The sequence below is a fragment of the Kribbella sp. NPDC050470 genome (genome assembly GCF_044458365.1).
In the GTDB taxonomy this organism is placed as follows: Bacteria; Actinomycetota; Actinomycetes; order Propionibacteriales; family Kribbellaceae; genus Kribbella.
Map to the genome: position 1 here is coordinate 139,825 of NZ_JBITHV010000007.1, position 19,623 is coordinate 159,447.

Below are 19,623 nucleotides of genomic sequence, written 5' to 3' on the forward strand. Positions count from 1 at the left end.
TTGGTCGCCGTCGACGACGGCGGCCAGAAGCATTTCTGCCCATCCCACCGACACAAGGAGCAGCCCGTGACGCAGAGGATCGAAGAGGACAGCGTTGTCTGGCTGACGCAGGACGGTTACGACCAGCTGAAGTCCGAGCTCGAGCACCTCAAGGGCCCGGCCCGTGCCGAGATCACACAGCGCATCAGCGAGGCCAGGGACGAGGGCGACCTCAAGGAGAACGGCGGTTACCACGCCGCAAAGGACGAGCAGGGCAAGATCGAGGCGCGGATCCGGCAGCTGGAGGACATGCTGCGCCGGGCCCGGGTCGGCGAGACCCCGAAGGCCGGCGCGAAGATCGGGCCGGGGATGAAGGTCTCGATCAAGTTCGCCGGTGACGACGACGTCGAGACGTTCCTGCTCGGCTCCCGCGAACTGCTGGCCCTGGATGCGTCGGTCGACATCGACGTCTACTCGCCGCAGTCCCCGCTGGGATCCGCGATTCTGGGGAAGAAGAAGGGCGACAAGGCCACCTACGAGGCCCCGAACGGCAAGGACGTGACCGTCGAGATCGTCGCCGCCGAACCCTTCACCGGCTGACCCCACCACAGCTTCGAAGCGCCCCGGTGGACAACCCACCGGGGCGCTTCTCGTTCAGTGCTGGGTGGGGGCGAAGAGCTCCAGTTGGATGTTGTCTTGGTCGCGGAAGACGAGAACCGCGGCGTAGGGCTCGTCGGCGATCGGTGACTGGGTCAGGGGCTTGTCGGCGGTGTCTGCGCGGACGACGCCGTGGGCCTCGAGGTGGTCCTGCCACAGCTCGAGGTCGGCGCGGGTCGCGACGGCGAAGCCGGCGTGGTCGAGGCCGGTGACGGTCTCCTTGCACAGGGCGCCGTCGTTGGTGTCGTGGTGGTGCAAGGCGATCATCAGCTGCCGGCTCTCGTCGGCCAGGATCCGGCCGACGCCGCCCTCGTGCGGTACGTCGAGCACGGGTCGCACCCCGAACACTTCGCCGTACCACTGGACGCTGGAGTCCAGGTCGGTCACGGTCAGGGCGAGGTGGTGCAGTCTGGGCTGGGTCACGCTGGTCATGGTTTCCCCCTTGTCTCACTGGCGTCCCCGCGCGCGAACTGGGCGAGGAACATCCGGGTGACGTCCTCGGCGAGACGGCTCCACCGGTCGCCGCCAGGGTCGTTGGAGACCTGCTGGTCGACCAGGCCGGTCATCACTGCCGTCCAGATGTCGAGGTGCCGCGGATCGTGCACGCCGTTGCGTGCGAGGAGCTCGCGGGTGGCGTCGAGCGCCTGAACCGCCAGCCCGTAGGACTCCGCCGACGGCGTGAACCCGGGCACCGCGTGCTGGAACAGCAGTTGGTACCGCGGTACGTCGGAGACGCAGAACTCGATGAACATCCGTACGTCGGCCAGCAGATCCTGCTGTGGATCGTCCGTGACCGGCAGCGCGGCCTTCTGGTCGACGAACTCTCGCGCCGCTTGAGCGAACATCGCGTCCAGGATGGCGTTCTTGGACTCGAAGTACGCGTACACCGTCGGCGTGGTGATGCCGGCCCGCTTGGCCAGCTCGCGCAGCGACAACGCGGCCAGCCCGTCCTCGCCGACCAGCTCCCAGGCGGCGGTCAGCACCGCGGCCCGGGCGTTCTCCCGCCGCGCCTCCCGCCAGTTCGCCGCCGGTTTCTTTAACACAGTTCGAAGTATTTGCACGCCGTATAAATCTTGTCAACGGCTCAGCACATGCGACGGCGGCCGGACAATGGTGTCCGGCCGCCGTCAGAGGAACTCAGTGACTGGTTGCGCTGCGGTACTTGCGGACTGCGAGTGGCGCGAAGACGCCGATGATCGCCGCGCACCAGATCAGCGACAGCCACACCGGGTGCTGCGCCGGGAAGCCGTCCGGGCTGGCGAACGGGGACGGGTTGCCGAACAGATGCCGGCAGGCGGCGACGATCGAGGAGATCGGGTTCCACTCCGCCACCGGTTGCAGGCCCTCGGGCAGGTTCGGCGTCGGGACGAAGGCGTTGGACAGGAAGGTCAGCGGGAACAGCCAGATCAGGCCCGCCGACGCCGCCACCTCCGGAGTACCGACCGACAGGCCGATCAGCGCGCCGACCCACAGCATCGCGAACGCGAACAGCAGCAGGATCCCGAACGCGGCCAGCGCCTGGCCGAACCCGTTGTGCCAGCGCCATCCGACGATGAAGCCGCAGATCACCATCACGACCATCACGAACGCGTTGAACACCAGGTCGCCGATCACCCGGCCGGAGATCACCCCGGAGCGCGCCATCGGCAGCGACCGGAACCGGTCGATCAGCCCCTTCGACATGTCGTCGGCCAGGCCGACACTTGCCGACGCGACCGCGAACGCCATCGTCTGGGCGAAGATCCCGGCCATCAGGAACTCCCGGTACGCCTGGGCGCCCGGGAACCCCGGGATCGGGATCGCGTTGCCGAACACATACGCGAACAGCAGCACGAACATGATCGGCTGGATGGTCGCGTAGATCAGCATGTCCGGCGTCCGCGGGATCCGTTTCAGGCTCCGCCACGCCAGCACCCCGGCATCCGTGATCGCCCTGCCGGCCGGATTCACCTTGTCCGGCCGCTCCACCGGCGTAGTCACACCGTCTCCTTCTCTGCGGCCTCGTGCCCGGTCAGGGTGAGGAAGACGTCGTCCAGCGTCGGCCGCCGCAGCCCGATGTCGGCGATCCGGATGCCGGCCCCGTCGAGGGTGCGGATCACGTCGACCAGCGAGCTCGAGCCGCCCGGCGCCGGCACGGTGATCCGCCGGTTGTGCTTGTCCATCGAGGTCGAGTCCAGGTCGGTGATCTCGAGCGCGCCGGTGAGCAGTTCGAGCGCCCGGTAGGTCTCCTCCGGGTCGTGGACGACGACCTCGATCCGCTCACCGCCCACCTTCATCTTGAGCTCGTCCGCAGTACCGCGGGCGATCACCGAACCGTGGTCGACCACGGCGATGCTGTCCGCGAGCTCGTCGGCTTCCTCCAGGTACTGCGTGGTGAGCAGGATCGTCACGCCTTCGCTGACCCGGTCCCGGATGATCTGCCACAGGTCGAGCCGCGAACGCGGGTCGAGACCGGTGGTCGGCTCGTCCAGGAACAGCACCTTGGGATGTGCGATCAGTGAGCCGGCCAGGTCCAGCCGGCGCCGCATACCGCCGGAGTAGGTCTTCAGGATCCGGTCCGCGGCCTCGGTCAGGTCGAAGACCTCCAGCAGCTCCTCGGCCCGCTGCTTGGCCTGCTGGCTGCCCAGCCGGTACAGCCGGCCGAACATCCACAGGTTCTCCCGGCCGGTGAGGAGCTCGTCGACGGCGGCGTACTGACCGGAGAGCCCGACCAGTGAGCGGACCGTGTCGGCCTCCTTGACCACGTCGTGCCCGAGCACCCGGGCCGACCCCTCGTCCGGCGCCATCAGCGTGGTGAGGATCCGGACCGTGGTGGTCTTGCCCGCGCCGTTGGGCCCGAGCAGGCCGAGCACACTCCCTTCCGGCACGTCGAGGTCGATGCCGTCGAGCGCCTTCACCGTGTTCTTCCTGGACCTGAACGTCTTCACGAGGCCGGTCGCCTCGATTGCTGCCATGCCGCACGTCCCCCTTCTGGATGTGACGCAGGCCACCCATCCTTGCCGAGGCCGCCGACAGTTTCGACACCTTTATCCCTGAGCAGAAACTTGAGTCCAGGCGACTCAACTTTGTTGATAGTTGAGTCGACACCGCTCAACTATGCCCTTACCGTCCGGATATGACGCCCAGCGAGAGCATCCTCAGACACCCCGACTTCCGCCGCCTGTGGATCGCCGACCTGCTCAGCCAGCTCGGCACGCGGCTGAGCATGATCGCGATCCCGCTGCTCGCCGTGATCACCCTGGAGGCGACCACCTTCGAGGTCTCGCTGCTCCGCGCGTGTGAGACCGCGGCCTGGCTGCTGCTCGGTCTGTTCGCGGGTGCGTGGGTGGACCGGGTCCGCTGTCTGCCTGTGCTCGTCGTCGCCGACCTCGGCCGCGCGGTGCTCTTCGGCTCGATCCCAGTCGCCGCCCTGTTCGGCGTACTGACTCTCACTCAGCTGTACGTCGTCCTCGTGTTCACCGGTGTCCTCACAGTGCTGTTCGACGTCGCACACAGCTCCTACCCACCGCGATTGCTGGAGCCAGAGCAACTGCTGCCCGGCAACGCCAAGCTGGCCGCCAACCACTCCGTGGCCGCAGTGCTCGGCGCAGGCGCAGGCGGTGTGCTCGTCCAGTGGCTCAGCGCCGCAGTGACGATCGGAGTGGACGCTCTGAGCTTCCTGTGGTCGGCAATCTGGCTCCGCTCGATCCGTACGCCGGAGCAGCAGCCGGCCAAACCGGAGAAGCCGAACCTGCGCCGGGAGATCGCCGAGGGCATGCGCTACGTGTTCGGCCATCCCCTGCTGCGGCCGATCGCGCTGAACACGGCGACCACGATGCTGTTCCAGGCCGCCGCCGGCGCGGTGATGATCGTGTTCCTGGTCCGGGAGATCCACCTGCAGCCGAGCACGATCGGCGTACTGAGCATGATCGGCCTGGTCGGCGCCATCGTCGCGTCCGCGGTGACAGAGAAGATCAGCAACCGGTACGGCGATGCACGCATGCTGCTCGTGTCGTCGATCGGCATCGGCGTGGCTTTCACCGTGCAGGCGCTGACGGGCACTGGCTGGCAGGTGAGCTGGTATGTCGTGGCCATGCTGGTCGCGGGCTTCTGCATCATCGTCAGCTACATCCTGCAGGTCAGCACGCGGCAGCGCGTGTGCCCGCCGGAGCTGCAGGGACGCGTCAGCGCCACCATGAGCTTCGTCAGCTGGGGCGCAATGCCGCTCGGCAGCCTGCTCGGCGGCGCACTCGGTACGGCGTTCGGACTCCGCGCCACCCTCTGGGTCTCGGGCCTGGCAACTCTCGCCGGGACCGCGTTCCTGGTGTTCTCGCCGTTCCGCACCCTGCGCACGGTCCCCGCGACAGAGCAACGCCAGGCAAACCCGCAGGATCTGCCTGGCGCTCGAAACGACTAGTCGGAGACGATCTGGACCGTGCCGACCAGGACCTCGACGTCCAGGGCGGCGCGGCCGCGGCCGATCTCCACGTCCTTGGACTGGCCGGTGACCGCGCCCGTCCAGGCGACTCGGCCGAGCTGGGACTCGGTGTGCACGCGGACGTCGGACCCGCGGCGCAGGTTGACGTTCGCGGCGCCGGACTCGACCCGGACCCGGGACCGGCCCTTGGTGATCTGGGCGTCCAGGTTGGCCGAGCCTGCCTGGACCAGCAGGTCGATCGGCCCGGCGACGTCCGCGACCTTCGCCGTACCGGCGGTGACGCGGACCCGGGTCAGGCCGGGCAGGCGCTCGGCGTTGACGCTGCCGCCGGTGACCTCGACCTCGACCTGCAGCGCGGGGTTGACCCGGATGGACAGCTCCTTGGCCAGGCCGTTCACGTGCGACTTCAGGTCGGTCGGGTTGCGCAGCATGCTGAAACCGTCGATCGAGACGCCCATGTCGCCGTCGCTGCTGATCGCGAGCGTGTCGCCGTCCCGCTTGATCACGTGCGGCCCGTCCACTGCGACCCCGTTGATGGCCGGCTCGCCGATCAACCGCACCCGGCGGCCGATCGCGCGCACAGTCACCCGCTGCACCCCGGCCGGCATCGGCACATTGCTGTGCTCCTCCTCGACGTCCTCGACCTCGGCCTCGACCGGCGCCTCGTCGACCACGCTCTCCTGCGCCCCGTTCTGCTGGGCAACGGGCTCTGAAACGGGCTCTGAAACAGGCTCCGCAACGGGCTCGGCGACAGGCTCGGCCGCGTGCCGGCCGGTCGGTGCATCCTCGGGGATGGCGGCATCCGGGGAGTCGACCGCATCCGCCCACACCGACGGCGACGGCAGCTCGTCCGCAGCAGGCCAGCCGGTCTTGTCGTCGGCAACCGGCTCCTGCTCGACCGGGCCGTCAGCAGGCGCGCTGCTCGAGTCGCCGGCCGACGCCGGCTGGAGGGCGGCGATCAGCGTGGCGCCCTCCGCGGTGGACAGGTGGCCCTTGGCGACCCGGTCGAGGATGTCCTTGACCCGCCGGTCGTAGTCGCTCTCGTTGCTCATACAGACAGTCCAGCACCCCGGAGGTTCGAAACCAATCGGGGATCGCCCCGAATACAGCAGTGCGGGCCACCTGAGTGACCCGCACTGCTCCATATCGACAACAGCCCAGAGCGGCTGGTTGTTGTCACGCGGCCGGGGTCATCTCCTCCTCGGCCAGTTCCTTCTGTACGGCGGCCAGCTCAGCCGCCTCGACTGCCTCAGCCTCCCGGCGAGCCCGCAGCCCCCGCAGACCGGTCAGCGCGATCAGCAGACCGAGCGCGGAGATGCCGGTCACGACGGCCAGACCCGGCTTGTACGCCGACAGCATCCCGGCCGGCGTGGTCACGCCCACCGACTGGCTGCTGATCACCGCGGTCACGATCGCGAGGACCACTGCGCCGCCGACCTGGTTCGACGTGTTGAACAGCCCGGAGGCCAGTCCCTGCTCGTGGTCCGGGACACCGGACACCGCCTGGATGTTCAGCGCCGGGAACCCGATCGCGAACCCGAGGCCGAGCAGCATGATGGTCGGGAACACCGTCGAGAAGTACGCCGCCTCCGGGCCGATCCGCAGCGACAGCGCGTATCCGGCGACGAACAGCGCCATCGCGGTGATGATCATCGTCTCGGTCCCGAACCGGTCCGCCAGCTTGCCGGCGTTCGGCGACAGCGTGGCCACCAGCAGGCCGGCCGGCAGGAAGGCCAGCGCGGTCTCGAAGGACGACCAGCCGAGCAGGTTCTGCAGGTACAGCGTGCCGATCAGCTGGAAGGCGACGTACGAGCCGAACACGGTCAGGATGGCCAGGTTCGCCCGCCGCAGCGAGGCGTTGCGCAGGATGCCGAGCCGGACCAGCGGGTGCTTCGACCGGAGCTCGATCGCGACGAACCCAGCCAGCAGTACGACGGCCAGCGCGAACATCCCGATGGTCTGCACCGAGACCCAGCCGGCGTGCTCGGCGCCGACGACCGCGTAGACCAGCGACAGCATGCCGGCCGTGACGGTGATCGCGCCGGGGATGTCGTACCCGCCGGCGGCGTTGTCGCGCGGGCTGTTCGGGATCAGCTTGATCGCGAACAGCAGCACGATCAGGGCGACCGGGCCGGGCATCAGGAAGGTCCAGCGCCAGCCGACCTCGGTCAGCGCGCCACCCAGGATCAGGCCCATCGAGAAGCCGCTGGCGGCGCAGGTGGTGAAGATGCTGAGGGCGCGGTTGCGGTCCGGGCCCTCGTGGAAGGTCGTGGTGATGATGGACAGGGCGGCCGGGGCGGTGAACGCGGCGGCGACACCCTTCACGAACCGCGCGGCGATGAGCAGTTCGGGGCTGGTGGCCAGTGAGCTCAGCATCGAGACCACGGCGAACACGCCGAGGGCGATCAGGAACACCCGGCGGCGGCCGAGCAGGTCGGCGGCGCGGCCGCCGAGCAGCAGCAGGCCGCCGTACCCGAGCACGTAGCCGGTGACCACCCACTGCAGGGAGGAGAGCGGGACGCCCAGGTCGGCGCCGATGGACGGCAGGGACATACCGACCATGGACACGTCCAGGCCGTCGAGGAAGATCACGCCGCAGACCACCAGGAGGGCGCCCCAGAGGCGCGCGTCCCAGGTCATGCGAGCCGGCGCAGTATCGGCTGGTGATGGGGTGTGCGTTGTCTGTGTCACGAGGGGAGACTATTCCATGCACATGCATCTAATGTCTAGGCATTAAATGCGCTTGCATAGATTGCGCATGCATGATAACGTCGCCTCCATGACCGCCACGAAGGTCAGCGCAGGTCCTGGTGAGACCCGCGCCGATGTCAGCACCGATGTCAGGGAGTGGCGCGAGCTGCTGGCCCGCCACGCCGACCTGACCTGCGCCCTCGACCGGGCGCTGCAGACCGACCACTCGCTGGGCATGAGTGAGTACGAGGTGCTCGAGCGGCTCGCCGAGCTGCCGGAGCAGTCGGCCAAGGTGGCCACGATCGCCAAGTCCGTGCACCTGAGCCAGAGCGCGCTGTCCCGCGTGATCGGCCGGCTGGAGACGGCCGGCCTGGTCGAGCGGCACATGTGCCCCGAGGACCGCCGGGCCGTGAACGTCCGGCTCACCGAGGAGGGCCTGCTCCGTCAGACCGAGGCGCAGCCGACCCAGCGCCGCGTCCTCGCCGAGCGCCTGCACGCGCCGCTGGTCAAGAGCTGCCAGCCGCTCTGATCACTCCCGTACGGCGCCTTCCAGCATGCCCGCGATGAAGTGGCGCTGCAGGAAGGCGTAGACGAGCACGACCGGCGTGCCGACGATCACCGCACCGGCAGCCAGCAAGGTGAACCCGGACGTGTACTGCCCGGAGAAGAAGGCCAGGCCCAACGGCGCCGTACGTAAGGACTCGCTCGTGACCATCACCAGCGGGATCAGGAACTCGTTCCACGTCCACATGAACACCAGCACGATCAGCGTCACCAGCGCGGGCCGGGCCGGCGGCACCAGCACCTGCCACAGCGTCCGCCAGTGCCCGGCGCCGTCCAGCCGCGCGGCCTCCACCAGCGACCGGGACGCGGACCGGAAGTACGCCCGCATCCAGAAGGTGCCGAAGGCAACGGACTGCGCGACCTGCGGGAGCGCGACAGCCCAGAAGGTGTCGGTCAGGCCGAGCGTGCGCAGATCGAAGTACAGCGGTACGACGATCGCCTCGGTCGGCATCATGATCCCGAGCAGGAACAGGTAGAACAGCACTCCGGCCCCGCGGAACCGCATCGTGCCGAACGCGTACCCGCTCAGGATCGACAGCAGCACGCTGGCCACCACGACCGTCACCGACACCGCGACGCTCATCCGCAGGTAGGTGCCGAAGTGGCCGATCTGCCACGCCTCGCCGAAGTTCCCGAACCCGCTCGTCCCGCCGCCGGCGTCGTCCGGGCCGAGCGCGGCGACCAGGATCGTCACGATCGGGCCGAGCGCGAACAACCCGAACACGGTCAGCAGCGCGTAATTCCCGATCCGCTCGGCCGCCGAGGCCCTCACGCCGTACTCCGATCTGCCAGCCGGTTGACGCCGAGCGTGATCACGAAGATCAGGATCGTCAGGCACACCCCGATCGCCGCCGCCGAACCGACCTGGCCGAGCTCGAAGGCCCGGTGGTAGACCTCGTACGACGGGACGCTGGTGGACGTCCCGGGACCGCCGCTCGTGGTGATGTAGACCAGGTCGAAGGTCCGCAGCGCCGCGATCACCGTCAACGTCACCGCGACCGCGATCTCGCCCCGGACCGCGGGCAGCACCACCGCGAAGAACTCCGCCACCGGACCGGCGCCGTCCAGCCGCGCGGCCTCGTAGCGCTCGCGGGGAATCCGCGACATCCCGGCCAGCAGCAGCACGGTCACCAGTCCGGTCTCGAACCACGTCCCGATCACGCCGACCGCCGGCAGGGCGAACGTGTAGTCCCCCAGCCAGCCCCGCGCGAGCCCGCCCAGCCCGACGGCTCGCAGTACGTCGTTCAGTGGGCCGTCGGGAGCGTAGATGTGCCGCCAGGCGAAGGCCACCACGACCATCGCGATCACCTGCGGCAGGAACACGACGGTCCGGAAGAAGCCGAGTCCCCGGACCCTGGCGCGCTGCAGCACCGAGGCCAGCGCGAGCCCGATCAGCACCGGAAGCACCGCGTAGAAGACGATCAGCACCAGCGCGTGCCCGAACGCGGCCCGCAGCCCGGCGTCCCGGACCACGTCCGCGTAGTTGCTCAGGCCAACGAACTTCCCGAGCGTGATCCCGTCCCACTCGAACAGCGACAGGTGCACCGACCGGACCAGCGGGTAGAGCAGGAACGCGCCGTACACGAGCAGTGCCGGCAGGATGTAGAGGTACCCGATCCGGCGCGGCTCGCCGGGCGGTGAGCTCACTTGCCGGCGAACTTGCTGTAGTCGGTCTCCAGCGTGGTCAGGAACTGTTGCGGGGTCGCCTTCTTCGCCAGCAGGTCCTGCAGCGCGGCGCCGATGGTGTCGTACATGGTCGGGGTCGCGTAGTCCAGGTACGGAACCATTGCCTCCTTGCTGACCGCCGTACCGAAGCTGCTGAAGATGTCGCTGGCCAGGCCGGGCGGCGCCTGCTGGGCCGAGGTGTCGGCGATCGGCAGGTTGCCGGTGCTGGTGAGGACCTTCATCGCGTCCGGGCTGGTGATGAAGTTGATGTACGCCGCGGCCGCGTCCGCGTTCTTCGCCTTGTTGGTGATCGCGAACGGAAGGCCGGTGCCACCGGTCACCACCGGCTTGGCATCGGCCGACTCACCCGGCGGCAGCATGAAGCCGACCTTGTCGCCGAGCGCCTTCTGCAGGTCGGCCTGCAGCCAGGTGCCGGCGATCAGGAACACCCCGTTCCCCTTGCCGAAGTCCTGCCAGGCCGGGTCGTACCCCTGCCCGTTGAAGCCCTGGTTGAAGTAGCCCTTGTCCACCCACGACACCAGACCCTCGGCGGCCTTGGTGTTCTCCGGCGTGTTCCAGGACGCGCCCGGACGGCCGAACGCGAGCGTGGTGATCTGGTCGGCCGGCACGAAGTGGTCCTGCACGGTGCCGAACACGTGGATGGCCGGCCACTTGTCCAGGTTGCCGAACTGCATCGGCACCTCGCCGGCCGCCTTCGCCTTGGCCAGCGCGTCCTCGAACTCGGCCCATGTCTTCGGCGGCTGGACGCCGAGCTTGGTCAGCTTCTCCTTGTTGTAGTAGAGCCCGACCACCTCGCCGACCTGCGGCAACCCGTACAGGTTGCCCTCGCCGAACGTCTTGCCGTCGGCGGAGTAGCGCGAGTACTGCAGCACCGAGTCCGGGTAGCGGCTGCCCCAGTTGTAGGCCTTCGCCCACTCGTCCAGCGGCACGAGCTGACCGGCCTTGACGAACTCGCCCATGTCCGAGCGGCCGTTGTTGGCCTGGACGACGTCCGGCGCGTTGTTGCCGGACAGCGCCAGCCGCAACGTGGTCTTCAGGTCGTCGAACGAGCGGGAGACCCGGTTGACCTTGATGTTCGGGTACTTCGCCTGGAACTGCTTGACCAGCTCGGCCATCTGGGCCGCCTGACCGCCGCGGACCTCCTGGTCCCAGACCGTCAACTGGACCTCGCCGAGCGCGGCGGCATCCGTCTTCACCGTGCTCGGCGCGCTGGTGCTCCCGCTCGGGCTGTCGGATCCCGGCGCACAGGCGGTAGCCGTGAGCAACAAGGCCGCGGAGGCGGCGACGATCGTCTTCAACACGTCGAACTCCTCAGTTCAGCGGGTACCCATACCCGTTGCCGGTCAGACCGATCAATACCCGCGCGTTGTCCTCCTCACCCTACGGCGGCGACTGCTCACGCGCCGATCATTTGTGCAGGACTGCGAGGTGGTTGCGCATGACTCGGCGGACGGGTGGGTCGAGGTGGCGGTCCCAGGTCGGGTGGCGTTCGCCGCGGAGCCGGGCGTAGTAGGCGAGGGCCTCGGACAGGGCCTGCTCGCGAAGGTAGCCACGAGCCAGTGGCTGCTTGCCGCGGCCGTTCAGCCTGGGGCGACGTTCGTACGCCGCGTTGGCCGTGAAGATCCCGAGTCCGTAGAACACGGTGAGCAGGTCGGTCAGCGACTCGTGGTCGGGGCGGTGCAGGAACGAGATCCGGCCGGCGCCGAGCAGCAACTCGTGACCGGCCTCGTGGGCGAAGATCGCAACCAAGGCGACCGGGTCGGCGGCCAACGCGGGCGCGAGCTGGATCTCGTTGCGCTCGGCACCGCGGATCCACCGGCCGGACGGTTCCTTCACCACTCCTCGGTACGCCGGTCGCCGGACGCCGTCCGCGACGAGCCCGAAGCTGAGCGCGCACTGCTCTGCCGGCAGGTCCATCCGCTCGGCGACCCGCGCACACAACCCCGCCGCGGCTGCGACGCTGCCGTCGTACCCGGCCGGGATCAGCTCGGACGGCACCACGATCGGCCGGAGCAGGACCTCACGCCCGAACTCAGCGACCATCCAGTCCATCGACGACCTGATCCACCGCCGCCGCCCGCCCGGCAACCGCTCCCGCGGCGCCTTCAACTCGGCCCGCCGCCGCAACACCCCCATCGGATTCCTCACTCGCCGGATCATGCCAATCCGACGCCGGCATAAACACACCGGTTCCGGTTCGTTACCGTGCGCTACTTGAGCAGGAGCTTGCCCAGGCGGCGGGAGGCGACGTACATGCCGAGGGTGCCCATGGCCGCGAGGTAGAGGGCGTTGAGGAGGAGGGACCAGCCGACGACACCGGTGGTGAAGGCTCGCTCGAGGACCACGCCCTGGTAGAGCGGGGTGATCTCGACCAGCCAGCGGATCGCCGGCGGGTAGGTCTCGACCGGGTAGAAGGTGGCCGAGAACAGGAACATCGGGATGATCGCCAACTGCACGAACTCGAAGTCCTGCCAGCTGCGCATGAACGTGGTCAGGGCCATCCCGGCGCCGGCGAAGGCGAACCCGATCAGCACCGAGGCCGGCAGCGCGAGCAGCGCCCACCACGACGACACCAGGCCCATCCCGAGCATGACGAGGATGAACATCGCCGAGTAGCAGGCTCCGCGGAGCAGCGCCCAGGTCACCTCACCGGTCGCGACGTCCCACGGCCGCAGCGGCGTCGCCAGCATCGAGTCGTAGAGCTTGGCGTACTTCATCCGGAAGAAGATGTTGTACGTCGAGTCGAAGACCGCGCCGTTCATCGCCGAACTGGCCAGCATCGCCGGCGCGACGAAGGCGGCGTACCCGATCGTCGTGCCGTCGGACAGCGTGAAGTCGCCGACCAGCTGGGCGACCCCGATGCCGATCGACAGCAGGTAGAACACGGGCTCGAAGAAGCCGGACAGGAAGACGATCCAGGACCGCCGGTACATCACGAAGTTGCGCTCCACGATGTGCCGGCCGCCGCCGAGCCGCAGCGGGACCGGGACGACCCGCGTCGTCAGTGTCGCCATCAGCCCACCAGCTTCCGGGTGAAGCCGCGGACTGCGAGCCACGTGCCGACCACGAACCAGGCGAGCAGGTACCCGACGTTGAGCAGCGCCATCCAAGGATCGACCGTGCCCAGGCTGAGGTCGCGAGACAGCTCGACGCCGTGCCACAGCGGGCTGACGTAGGCGAGCCACTCGATCCAGTCGGGCAGCTGCGACACCGGGAAGAACGCACCCGAGAACAGGAACGCCGGGACCACACCGAACCGGAAGATCATCGCGAAGCCCGCGTCGTTCTCCAGCTTGGTCGCGTACGCCGCCACCGGAGCGGCAGCCGCCATCCCGACCAGCACCGCGACCGGCAGACCGAGCAGGCCCAGCGGCGACTCCAGCCCGCCGAACGCGGCGATCACCAGCAGGAACACCAGGCAGGTGCTGGTCACCCGGAACGCGATGAACGTGAGCTGCCCGTAGACGACATCCGCCGGGCGCAGCGGCGTCGCGATCATCGAGTGGTAGAACTTCTGCCACTTCAACCCGCTCATCACCGGGTACGTCGCCTCGCCGACGGCGATCTGCAGTCCGGTCGAGGCGAGCAGCCCGGGCGCGATGTACTGCAGGTAGCTGACGCCGCCCAGCGCGCCGGTCCCGTTGCTGTCCACGAAGGACCCGAGCCCGATCCCCATCGCGGCCAGGTAGAGCAGCGGCAGCAGGAAGCTGCTGACCAGCGTGCCCTTCCAGGTGCGTTTGTAGACGGTCAGCCAGTAGTCGAACTGGCGTCGCCCGTTCTCCAGTGCGAGGGCCATCAGTCCACCAGCGTCCGGCCGGTGAGCCGCAGGAACACGTCCTCCAGGGTGGAGCGCCGTACCAGAACTGCTGCCGGCTCGAGGCCGCGCTCGTGGACGGCGGCGACCGCGCGCTCACCGTCGTCGGTGTAGAGCAGCAGGCGGTCCGGCAGCACCTCGATGCGCTGGGCCAGGTCCTCCACCTTCTCGGCGAGCGCGTCGTGGTCCGACTGCATCACCTCGGGGCCGAAGCGCAGCTCGGTCACCTCGCGGGTCGAGTAGTCCCTGATCAGCTGGGCCGGCGAGCCTTCGGCTGCGATCAGGCCGCCGTCCATCACCACCAGCCGGTCGCAGAGCTGCTCGGCCTCGTCCATGTAGTGCGTGGTGATGATCAGCGTCACGCCGGCCTGCTTGAGCCGGAACAGCTTGTCCCAGAGCAGGTGCCGGGCCTGTGGGTCGAGGCCGGTCGTCGGCTCGTCGAGCAGCAGCAGGTCGGGCTTGCTGACCAGCGACCGGGCGATGGTCAGCCGCCGCTTCATGCCGCCGGACAGCTCGTCGACCTTGACCTTCGCCTTGTCGGTCAGCGCGACGAACTCGAGCAGCTCGTCGGCCCGCAGCCGGCACTCGGCCCGGCTGAGACCGAAGTACCGCCCGTAGATGACCAGGTTCTCCCGGACGGTCAGCTCGGTGTCGAGGGTGTCGTCCTGCGGGCAGACGCCCAGCCGGGCCCGGATCGACGGGCCCTCGGCCGCCGGGTCCATGCCGAGGATCCGCAACGTGCCGCCGCTGGCCGGCGAGACTGCGCCGATCATCCGCATCGTCGACGACTTGCCCGCGCCGTTCGGCCCGAGGAACCCGAACGCCTCCCCGCGCCACACGTCCAGCTCGATCCCGCGCACCGCCTCGAAGTCGCCGTACGACTTCCGCAGCCCGCGGACGTGGACCAGGGACTCCCGTTGCTCACTCACGGCTTCGACCCTAGTCCCGCCTCCCGACAGTTTCTTGTTGTTTTGGGCGCAATCAGCCGCGACCGACGTACCGCATCCCGGCGGCCATCACGGTGAGCGCCGGTACGGCGACCGACGTCGGCAGCTGCGCGATCCGGACCACGAAGTCCGCGACGACCTTCGGGTCGAACGTCGGCTCGGGCGCGATCGACCCGTCCGCCTGCAGCACGCCCTGCCCCATCCGTTCGGTCATCGGGGTGGCGGCGTTGCCGATGTCGATCTGGCAGGCGGTGATCCCGTGCCCCCGGCCTTCCAGCTCCAGGCCCTTGGTCAGGCCGCTGATCGCGTGCTTGCTGGCGGTGTACGCGATCCCATGCGGGCGCGGCACGTGCGCGGAGATCGACCCGTTGTTGATGATCCGGCCACCCTTCGGATCCTGTCGCAGCATCAGCGCGAACGCCGCCTGCGCACACAGGAACGAGCCGGTCAGGTTGGTGTCCACCACTCGCCGCCAGTCCTCCTCGCTGACGTCCTGCACCGGCGCGGCCGGCGCACCCGTCCCCGCGTTGTTCACCAGTACGTCGACCCGCTCGAGCCCACCGAACAGGCCGCGCACCGCGGCACCGTCGGCAACGTCCAGCACCGCAGGCACGACCCGCCCACTCGCCGCCGCGGCGGTTTCCTGGAGCTTCGCCTCGGTCCGTCCCGTGATGATCACCTCGAAGCCGGCGGCCGCCAGCGCGAGCGCCATCTCCCGGCCGAGCCCCGAACCGCCACCGGTCACCACTGCCACCTGCGTCACAAAAGCCACCTCTCCGACGTCGAGTACGTGTCCGCAGATTCTCCTCCACTGCGATCAGTGACCAGCCCGCGACGGAGAGCAAATGAGTGGCGACTCAGTCAGGATCCTTGGAAACTCATTTGCATGCATCACGCAAGCATGTATATGCTTGCAGCATGCAAGTAAACGACGCGTACTCTCCGCAGACCCCGATCGAGGGTGTGCTGCACGCGTTCACCAGGGTCGGCCGGCGCCTGAAGGGCAAGCAGCCCGGCGACACGCTCGACCACAGCGCCCACGTGGTCCTGTTCGTGCTGCGCTGCAGCGGCGCCCTGCGGTTGTCCGACCTGGCCGCCCGGATGGAGCTCGACGCCTCCACCACGAGCCGGCACGTCCGATCGCTGGAGCAGCTCGGGCTGGTCCGCCGCTCCCCCGACCCGGATGACGGCCGCGCGTTCCGGGTCGAGCTGACCGAGCAGGGCATCGAGCAGTGGGAGGCCGGCGCGCGCCGCCGGATGGAGCTGCTCAGCGCGGCCATGGAGGGCTGGTCCGAGGACGATGTGCTGACGTTCGAGCGGTTGATGACCCGGTTCGCCGACGGTGTCGCGAACCTGACCGACACCGGCGCCGACAACCGCGCCTGGGCCGACAAGGGCTGGGCCGCCGTCGCCCCACGGATCCGGCCGGCCGCGGCGGACCGCCGTACCGAAGACCTCGCGCCCCGTGGGGACCCCGCCGCCCGCGAGAACACCGAGAAGAACCTGGAGAGCACCAGATGAGCACCACCGAGCCCGCCACCACCGGCGGCGCTGCGCCTGACGACGCCCCGAACTACCTGTCCCACAAGCAGATCCTGGTCGTCCTCGGCGGCCTGATGGCGGGCATGTTCCTGGCCGCGCTCGACCAGAGCATCGTCGGGACCGCACTGCCGCAGATCGTCAGCGAGTTCAACAGCCTGGACAAGCTGTCCTGGGTGGTCACCGCGTACCTGCTGACCTCGACCGCCTCCACCCCGCTGTGGGGCAAGATCTCCGACCTCTACGGCCGCCGCCCGCTGTTCATCGCGGCGATCGTCACCTTCCTGGCCGGCTCGGTGCTGTCCGCGATGGCGCAGAACATCGAGATGCTGATCGGCTTCCGGGCCGTCCAGGGTCTCGGCGCCGGCGGCCTGATGTCGCTGGCCTTCGCCACCATCGGCGACGTGATCCCGCCCCGCGAGCGCGGTAAGTACATGGGGTACTTCGGCGCCGTCTTCGGCCTGTCCTCGGTGGCCGGCCCGCTGCTCGGCGGCCTGCTCACCGACGGCCCGGGCTGGCGCTGGATCTTCTGGATCAACCTGCCGATCGGCCTGGTTGCCCTGGGCATCGTCGCCGCCGTGCTGAAGCTGCCGCACGTGCGGCGGTCGCACAAGATCGACTACCTCGGCGCCGCCGTGATCACCGGCGCGGTCACCACGCTGCTGCTGGCGATCTCGTGGAGCGGCCCGACCTACGGCTGGGGCGACACCACCACGATCGCGCTGCTGGCCGCGGCCGTCGTACTGGCCGTCGCGTTCGTCTTCGTCGAGCTGAAGGTGGCCGAGCCGATCATCCCGATGGACCTGTTCAAGGGCCGGATCTTCTCCGGGTACGCGGGGTACGCGTTCCTGCTCGGCTTCGCGATGTTCGGCGCGCTGATCTTCCTGCCGCTGTACCTGCAGGCGGTCAAGGACATGTCGCCGACCCGGTCCGGGCTGGCGCTGCTGCCGATGATCGTCGGCATCTTCTCCGCCTCGATCCCGAGCGGCCAGCTGATGAGCAAGAACGGCCGGTACAAGGCGTTCCCGATCATCTCCGCGGTGCTGGTCGGCGGCGCGATGGTGCTGCTGTCCACGCTCAGCATGACCACGCCGTACTGGCAGCTGGCGATCTACATGTTCGTGATGGGCGCCGGCCTGGGCCTGTCGATGCAGATCACCGTCACCGCGGCGCAGAACAGCGTGCCCCGGCAGCACATGGGCAGCGCGACCTCGACGATGACTTTCTTCCGCTCGATGGGTGGCGCGATCGGCACGGCGGTGTACGGCGCGGTCCTCACCAGCCGGCTGAAGGAGCACCTGACCGACATCGTCCCGCACGCGACGCAGTCGATGGTCGACGGGCTGGCCAAGGCGGCCAACAGCGTCGACGCGCTGCACGCCCTGCAGCAGCCGATGAAGGGCTGGGCCCTGCAGGGTCTGGTCCAGGCGATGGACGACGTCTTCCTGGTCTCGCTGCCGTTCCTGGTGATCGCGCTGATCATCGCGGTGGTCACCCCGGAGCAGCGGCTTGCCGGCCGCTCCGACGGCGCCAAGCCGGACGAGTCCGTGGAGAGTTCCACAGCCGCCGCGATGCACTGACGGCGGCCATAGGAACGAAGTGCCCCACCGGGAAACCGGTGGGGCACTTCGCGTTGGTGACCGGCCTGTACTGCGGTGTGAGACAAAGGCCTGTCGTGACCCTGCGGAGCCCTAGGTTGCCCTGGCAGAGTGCCGCGTAGACGGGAACAGTCTGGGGATGAAAACACTCGACCGGCCGTTGGACGACGACGACCGCGCGATGGCCGACCTGGCCGAGGTTCGCGACTGGCGGCGGGTCGCCGGTCCGCACCTGGGCGCGACCGGCGGTGTCCCGGTGCGGAAGCTGATCCGCCGGGTCAAGTCCGCGACCGGCTGGAAACCGTGGCCGATCGACCGCAAGACCGTCATCGACGACCTGCTCGACGGCTGGGGCTTCCTCACCAGGCGCAACACCGAGATGGCCGTGTACGACGACCAGATCCTGCCGCACAGCCCGTTCAGCGGCTGGATCGCCTTCGAGATCGGCCGGGCCGACATGGCCGCCGCGGAGGCCGGCCTGGACCAGAACTGGCCGGCCAAGTTCGACCTGGCCCGCCGGCACTGGGGCGAACCGGCGTACGCGGGAACCGACAGTGGGTCGGATTTCGTCGATGAGTGGGCACCCGGTGCAGGTCTCGACCGCCGCCACCTCGCGGTCTGGACCCCGCCGGGCGCCGAGATCCACCTGTACAGCAACAAACCGAGAAAGGATCCCTTGTCCGTGTCGGTCGGGATTCACTATGCGGTCTACCTCAACGAGGAGGGGACATGACGACAGCAGCACCCGAGGTCACGGCCCGGAGGAATCTCCGGTCCGCCCTGCGTGACCAGGCGACGTTCCGCGAAGGCGGCCCCGGGATCGGAGCGAACAGCTCCGTCTCGCCAGAGGCCCTGACCCGGGTCGCGCACAGCGCCGCCGCGGTCGCTGCTCCGAGCGCCCGGCCTTCGACCGCCCTGTCGGGCGACCTGGCGGCCAGCTTCCGGGCCGCCGCGGTTCCGCAGGCCGGTCCAGGCCAGAATCCACGCACCGTCAACGCCGGCGAGCGCCCCCAGACCGGCAGCGGCAAGGCCGCGAAGGGCAAGGACAGTCCGGCGCTCTAGGCCGGGCCGGCTGACCCTGATCGGCACCTACTGTTTCGACCGCGGGCAGCACGCCTACGACGAAGGGGACGCACCCTGCGATGAAGATCAAGGACAGGCCGCTCGAGGACGACGCGGCCGCGATGGCGGATCTCGCCGAGATCGCCGACTGGACCAAGATCGCCGGTCCGGACACCGGTGAGACCGGGTACGAGGTCGTCAAGGCCCTGGTGCACCGGGTGACCACCGCGACCGGCTGGAAGCCCTGGCCGGACGAGGGCCCGAGCGAAGGGTTCGAGAAGCTGCAGTCGTGGGGCTTCGAGACCCAGCGCGGCATCACGATGATCGTGTTCAACGGCCTGGTGCTCGCGGACGTGCGGGACAGCGGCTGGTCGGCGTACGACCTGCAGCCGGAGGACATCCCGCAGGCCGAGGCCGGCCTCGACGAGAACTGGCCGGCGGCGTTCGCCCTGGCGGTCGAGAAGTGGGGACCGCCGGTCTACGCCAGCGACTACCGCAACCCGAACTTCCTCGACGAGTACTGGCCGGGTGCGGGCTTCGACAAGCGCCACCTGGCGGTCTGGCCGCGGGTCGGCGCGCAGTTCCACATCTACAGCGACCTGCCCGCCGCGGACCCGCTGTCGCCGTCCGTCGGCATCAACTACACGGTCTACCTCGACTAGGAGCGAA

22 protein-coding genes are annotated in these 19,623 nt (G+C 69.0%); 8 read left to right on the forward strand and 14 right to left on the reverse strand.

The window, feature by feature from the left end:
* Positions 1–66: 66 nt before the first annotated feature.
* On the forward strand, positions 67–579 hold the full coding sequence (gene greA / locus ACIBGM_RS21660) for a transcription elongation factor GreA (protein WP_132324853.1): 513 nt from the start codon (positions 67–69) through the stop codon (positions 577–579).
* A gap of 54 nt (positions 580–633) precedes the next feature.
* Here greA and ACIBGM_RS21665 read toward each other — a convergent pair whose 3' ends face one another.
* The 4 genes from ACIBGM_RS21665 to ACIBGM_RS21680 form a co-directional block, all read right to left on the reverse strand.
* Positions 634–1,068, reverse strand: coding sequence for a VOC family protein (locus tag ACIBGM_RS21665; protein ID WP_360533999.1), 435 nt, complete (start codon positions 1,066–1,068; stop codon positions 634–636).
* Positions 1,065–1,679 (reverse strand): TetR/AcrR family transcriptional regulator, encoded by a 615-nt coding sequence (locus tag ACIBGM_RS21670; protein WP_360534002.1) that lies wholly within the window; start codon positions 1,677–1,679, stop codon positions 1,065–1,067. The genes ACIBGM_RS21665 and ACIBGM_RS21670 overlap by 4 nt, the downstream gene beginning before the upstream one ends.
* Positions 1,680–1,773: 94 nt before the next feature.
* Positions 1,774–2,616 carry an ABC transporter permease gene (locus ACIBGM_RS21675; RefSeq protein ID WP_360534005.1) on the reverse strand — a complete coding sequence of 281 codons (843 nt, stop codon included), beginning with the start codon at positions 2,614–2,616 and terminating at the stop codon, positions 1,774–1,776.
* Positions 2,613–3,590 carry an ATP-binding cassette domain-containing protein gene (locus ACIBGM_RS21680; RefSeq protein WP_360534008.1) on the reverse strand — a complete coding sequence of 326 codons (978 nt, stop codon included), beginning with the start codon at positions 3,588–3,590 and terminating at the stop codon, positions 2,613–2,615. The genes ACIBGM_RS21675 and ACIBGM_RS21680 overlap by 4 nt, the downstream gene beginning before the upstream one ends.
* Positions 3,591–3,751: 161 nt before the next feature.
* On the opposite strand from ACIBGM_RS21680, the gene ACIBGM_RS21685 reads away from it, so the two are divergent.
* Entirely contained in the window at positions 3,752–5,032 is a 1,281-nt protein-coding gene (locus ACIBGM_RS21685; protein WP_360534011.1) for an MFS transporter, read from the forward strand.
* Here the strand turns inward: ACIBGM_RS21685 and ACIBGM_RS21690 are convergent.
* Together ACIBGM_RS21690 and ACIBGM_RS21695 are read right to left on the reverse strand one after the other, a co-directional pair.
* Positions 5,029–6,105: a hypothetical protein gene (locus tag ACIBGM_RS21690; RefSeq protein ID WP_396386577.1), complete on the reverse strand. Its 1,077-nt coding sequence runs from the start codon at positions 6,103–6,105 to the stop codon at positions 5,029–5,031. The genes ACIBGM_RS21685 and ACIBGM_RS21690 overlap by 4 nt on opposite strands.
* Positions 6,106–6,229: 124 nt before the next feature.
* On the reverse strand, positions 6,230–7,693 hold the full coding sequence (locus ACIBGM_RS21695; protein ID WP_360534017.1) for an MFS transporter: 1,464 nt from the start codon (positions 7,691–7,693) through the stop codon (positions 6,230–6,232).
* A 139-nt stretch (positions 7,694–7,832) separates the two neighbouring features.
* Here ACIBGM_RS21695 and ACIBGM_RS21700 point away from each other — a divergent pair, with 139 nt between their 5' ends.
* Positions 7,833–8,273: a MarR family transcriptional regulator gene (locus ACIBGM_RS21700; RefSeq protein WP_360534020.1), complete on the forward strand. Its 441-nt coding sequence runs from the start codon at positions 7,833–7,835 to the stop codon at positions 8,271–8,273.
* Here the strand turns inward: ACIBGM_RS21700 and ACIBGM_RS21705 are convergent, their stop codons facing one another.
* The 8 genes from ACIBGM_RS21705 to ACIBGM_RS21740 form a co-directional block, all read right to left on the reverse strand.
* Positions 8,274–9,080 (reverse strand): carbohydrate ABC transporter permease, encoded by an 807-nt coding sequence (locus tag ACIBGM_RS21705; protein ID WP_360534023.1) that lies wholly within the window; start codon positions 9,078–9,080, stop codon positions 8,274–8,276.
* Positions 9,077–9,955, reverse strand: coding sequence for a sugar ABC transporter permease (locus tag ACIBGM_RS21710; protein ID WP_360534026.1), 879 nt, complete (start codon positions 9,953–9,955; stop codon positions 9,077–9,079). The genes ACIBGM_RS21705 and ACIBGM_RS21710 overlap by 4 nt, the downstream gene beginning before the upstream one ends.
* Positions 9,952–11,295, reverse strand: a complete 1,344-nt coding sequence (locus ACIBGM_RS21715) for an extracellular solute-binding protein (protein WP_360534029.1) — start codon at positions 11,293–11,295, stop codon at positions 9,952–9,954. The genes ACIBGM_RS21710 and ACIBGM_RS21715 overlap by 4 nt, the downstream gene beginning before the upstream one ends.
* A 106-nt stretch (positions 11,296–11,401) precedes the next feature.
* Entirely contained in the window at positions 11,402–12,142 is a 741-nt protein-coding gene (locus tag ACIBGM_RS21720; protein ID WP_360534032.1) for a hypothetical protein, read from the reverse strand.
* Between the two features lie 62 nt (positions 12,143–12,204).
* Positions 12,205–13,008 (reverse strand): ABC transporter permease, encoded by an 804-nt coding sequence (locus ACIBGM_RS21725; protein WP_360534034.1) that lies wholly within the window; start codon positions 13,006–13,008, stop codon positions 12,205–12,207.
* Complete coding sequence (locus ACIBGM_RS21730) at positions 13,008–13,790, reverse strand: ABC transporter permease (RefSeq protein WP_360534037.1); 783 nt, start codon at positions 13,788–13,790, stop codon at positions 13,008–13,010. The genes ACIBGM_RS21725 and ACIBGM_RS21730 overlap by 1 nt, the downstream gene beginning before the upstream one ends.
* A complete protein-coding gene (locus ACIBGM_RS21735) occupies positions 13,790–14,737 on the reverse strand; it encodes an ATP-binding cassette domain-containing protein (RefSeq protein ID WP_360534040.1) in 948 nt (315 codons plus the stop codon). Before ACIBGM_RS21735 ends, ACIBGM_RS21730 begins: the two co-directional genes overlap by 1 nt.
* A 52-nt stretch (positions 14,738–14,789) precedes the next feature.
* On the reverse strand, positions 14,790–15,518 hold the full coding sequence (locus ACIBGM_RS21740) for an SDR family oxidoreductase (protein ID WP_360534043.1): 729 nt from the start codon (positions 15,516–15,518) through the stop codon (positions 14,790–14,792).
* Between the two features lie 155 nt (positions 15,519–15,673).
* On the opposite strand from ACIBGM_RS21740, the gene ACIBGM_RS21745 reads away from it, so the two are divergent.
* From ACIBGM_RS21745 to ACIBGM_RS21765, 5 genes are all read left to right on the forward strand, one after another.
* A complete protein-coding gene (locus ACIBGM_RS21745; RefSeq protein WP_360534046.1) occupies positions 15,674–16,276 on the forward strand; it encodes a MarR family transcriptional regulator in 603 nt (200 codons plus the stop codon).
* Positions 16,273–17,874 carry a DHA2 family efflux MFS transporter permease subunit gene (locus tag ACIBGM_RS21750; RefSeq protein WP_360534049.1) on the forward strand — a complete coding sequence of 534 codons (1,602 nt, stop codon included), beginning with the start codon at positions 16,273–16,275 and terminating at the stop codon, positions 17,872–17,874. Before ACIBGM_RS21745 ends, ACIBGM_RS21750 begins: the two co-directional genes overlap by 4 nt.
* Positions 17,875–18,031: 157 nt before the next feature.
* Complete coding sequence (locus tag ACIBGM_RS21755) at positions 18,032–18,625, forward strand: hypothetical protein (RefSeq protein ID WP_360534052.1); 594 nt, start codon at positions 18,032–18,034, stop codon at positions 18,623–18,625.
* Entirely contained in the window at positions 18,622–18,954 is a 333-nt protein-coding gene (locus ACIBGM_RS21760; protein WP_360534055.1) for a hypothetical protein, read from the forward strand. Before ACIBGM_RS21755 ends, ACIBGM_RS21760 begins: the two co-directional genes overlap by 4 nt.
* A gap of 80 nt (positions 18,955–19,034) precedes the next feature.
* Entirely contained in the window at positions 19,035–19,616 is a 582-nt protein-coding gene (locus ACIBGM_RS21765; RefSeq protein ID WP_360534058.1) for a hypothetical protein, read from the forward strand.
* The last annotated feature ends 7 nt before the right edge of the window (positions 19,617–19,623 follow it).

What these genes read in the sequence shown, in the direction of transcription:
- ACIBGM_RS21665 (WP_360533999.1), bottom strand. Translation starts at nt 1,068, where the DNA reads ATGACCAGCGTGACCCAGCCCAGACTGCACCACCTCGCCCTGACCGTG.
- ACIBGM_RS21680 (WP_360534008.1), bottom strand. Translation starts at nt 3,590, where the DNA reads ATGGCAGCAATCGAGGCGACCGGCCTCGTGAAGACGTTCAGGTCCAGG.
- ACIBGM_RS21685 (WP_360534011.1), top strand. Translation starts at nt 3,752, where the DNA reads ATGACGCCCAGCGAGAGCATCCTCAGACACCCCGACTTCCGCCGCCTG.
- ACIBGM_RS21690 (WP_396386577.1), bottom strand. Translation starts at nt 6,105, where the DNA reads ATGAGCAACGAGAGCGACTACGACCGGCGGGTCAAGGACATCCTCGAC.
- ACIBGM_RS21695 (WP_360534017.1), bottom strand. Translation starts at nt 7,693, where the DNA reads ATGACCTGGGACGCGCGCCTCTGGGGCGCCCTCCTGGTGGTCTGCGGC.
- ACIBGM_RS21700 (WP_360534020.1), top strand. Translation starts at nt 7,833, where the DNA reads ATGACCGCCACGAAGGTCAGCGCAGGTCCTGGTGAGACCCGCGCCGAT.
- ACIBGM_RS21725 (WP_360534034.1), bottom strand. Translation starts at nt 13,008, where the DNA reads ATGGCGACACTGACGACGCGGGTCGTCCCGGTCCCGCTGCGGCTCGGC.
- ACIBGM_RS21730 (WP_360534037.1), bottom strand. Translation starts at nt 13,790, where the DNA reads ATGGCCCTCGCACTGGAGAACGGGCGACGCCAGTTCGACTACTGGCTG.
- ACIBGM_RS21745 (WP_360534046.1), top strand. Translation starts at nt 15,674, where the DNA reads ATGCAAGTAAACGACGCGTACTCTCCGCAGACCCCGATCGAGGGTGTG.
- ACIBGM_RS21750 (WP_360534049.1), top strand. Translation starts at nt 16,273, where the DNA reads ATGAGCACCACCGAGCCCGCCACCACCGGCGGCGCTGCGCCTGACGAC.
- ACIBGM_RS21755 (WP_360534052.1), top strand. Translation starts at nt 18,032, where the DNA reads ATGAAAACACTCGACCGGCCGTTGGACGACGACGACCGCGCGATGGCC.
- ACIBGM_RS21760 (WP_360534055.1), top strand. Translation starts at nt 18,622, where the DNA reads ATGACGACAGCAGCACCCGAGGTCACGGCCCGGAGGAATCTCCGGTCC.
- ACIBGM_RS21765 (WP_360534058.1), top strand. Translation starts at nt 19,035, where the DNA reads ATGAAGATCAAGGACAGGCCGCTCGAGGACGACGCGGCCGCGATGGCG.